The organism is Natrinema soli (genome assembly GCF_028618695.1).
On record NZ_JAQIVI010000173.1, the window covers coordinates 1 to 1,815 of the forward strand.

Consider the following 1,815-nt stretch of genomic DNA (forward strand, 5'->3'; position numbering starts at 1 on the left):
GCCCGCGCGGACGCCGAGACGCTCGCGGTCATCGGCAGCGGTGCCCAGGCGCGCGGACAGCTCCGCGCGACCGCCTCGGTTCGCGACTTCGACGAGGTCCGCGTCTATTCGCCGACGCCCGAAAACCGCGAGACCTTCGCGGCAGAGTTCGATGACGACCTCGAGGCCTCGGTCGATGCGGTCGACTCGAGCGAGGCCACCGTAACCGGCGCGGACGTGGTCATCACCGCGACGCGGGCCAGCGAGCCGGTCTTCGACGGCGACGATCTCGAGTCCGGCACGCACGTCACCGCGATGGGCCAGTACTCGCCGGACAAGCGCGAACTGGACACGACGACGATCGAGCGGGCGACCTACGTCCCGGACCTCCGCGAGCGGGCGACGTTCGACGCCGGGTCGTTCATACAGGCGCTCGAGGAGGGAGCCGTTATGGAGGATCACATCCACGCGGAACTGGGCGAGATCGTCGCCGGGAACGCGCCCGGCCGGCGGAGCGACGACGAGATCACGGTCTTCGATAGCGGCGGGACGGGTATCGAGACGGTCGCGGCGGCGTACCTGCTCTACGAGCGCGCACGGGAGAAGGGACTCGGCACCGAAATCGAGTTCTCGCCGGCGAGCGAGGCCTTGACGGGGAACTGAGCGCTCGAGAGTCGATCGGGACGGTCGGTGGCCCGGCGCGGCGGGGAAACGGTTCGACCGGTTACTCAAATCGTTGTTTCAGCTTGGGTGACAGTTACTACTCCTCGCCGATTCGGAACAGGTGATGCAGCGACGATCGTACATGACAGGTTTCGGCGGTGCCCTCGCAGTCGGCCTCGCCCACGGCGTACCGTTCGGTCGCGGCGACTCGAACGATGGAACGGACCAGCGAAACGAATCCGACGACTCGGAACCGGCTTCGGGAATCACGCATCCGATGCCGTCCCCCGTGGGTCTGCAAAACCCGTCGTTCGAGAAATACCTCGACGGGTGGAGCGTCGGCACGGACCTCCCGACGGTTCCCGGTGAGTCGACCGATCCTGTCGACCATTCCGTCGCGATCACCTCCGAACGGGCGGCGAACGGCGAACGCTCGATGGCGCTGTTCATCGACGGCATCGCCGATGACGGGACGATCTGGGTCGAACAGCCGGTGAACATCACGTCCGTCGACGCGGTGACCGTCGACGTCTACAGTCAACAGGAGTCGTTCAACCGCATGTCGCAGGTGGCGTTCTTCGCCGGGAAGAAGCCACGCGACGGGCTCTCGGAGGATGACTTCAACCGCGAGAAGGACATCGAAGACCACGCGGGATGGAAGACGTACTCGTATTCGGTGAGCGATCTCGAGGGTATCGTGACGCTCGCCGTCGGCATGAACGTCGTCTGGGAGACCGGCGTTCGACGGTTCTTCGACGACGTTCGACTCGTCGCGGAGTAGGCTCCGCACTGAGACGGACAGCGAATTTTTCACGGGGTATCGACTGCCAGCTGCAACGATAGTCGCAACTCCCACCACGGAACGTCGACGACTCGCCCGATCGCGGGTGTGAACCGCCTCAGAGCTCGCCCCCGAGGCGCTCGCCTCGAACCGTCTGTAGATCGAGCCCGCTACTCGCTCGTGGGCCGAATCTTGAACCCGTATCGAGTAACGCCTTCCTGCGTGTAGATCCGGCGGATCGTCGTCTCGATCCGGTCGCCGACCGAGAAGTCGGCGGGATCGGCGTCGGTCCCCATCGCCGGGGCGCTGACGGTCTCGTCGCCGCTATCGGTTTCCAGCGCGACGATCGCGGCCGCGTAGTCGCCCGAGCGGGCCTGCTGCTCGGCGAACTC

Annotated in this window: 2 protein-coding genes and 1 pseudogene; 2 read left to right on the forward strand and 1 reads right to left on the reverse strand. The window is 66.0% G+C overall.

All coding sequences use genetic code 11. The features are described 5' to 3' along the window. Both PGX04_RS11755 and PGX04_RS11760 read left to right on the forward strand, forming a co-directional pair. Positions 1-642 (forward strand): ornithine cyclodeaminase family protein (locus PGX04_RS11755; protein ID WP_273738682.1); only part of this gene is annotated, 642 nt, incomplete at its 5' end. Positions 643-784: 142 nt separating this feature from the next. Further along, positions 785-1,423: a hypothetical protein gene (locus PGX04_RS11760; protein ID WP_273738683.1), complete on the forward strand. Its 639-nt coding sequence runs from the start codon at positions 785-787 to the stop codon at positions 1,421-1,423. 170 nt (positions 1,424-1,593) lie between these two features. Here PGX04_RS11760 and PGX04_RS11765 read toward each other — a convergent pair. After that, positions 1,594-1,815: pseudogene (locus PGX04_RS11765) on the reverse strand (ACP synthase); the annotation flags it as partial.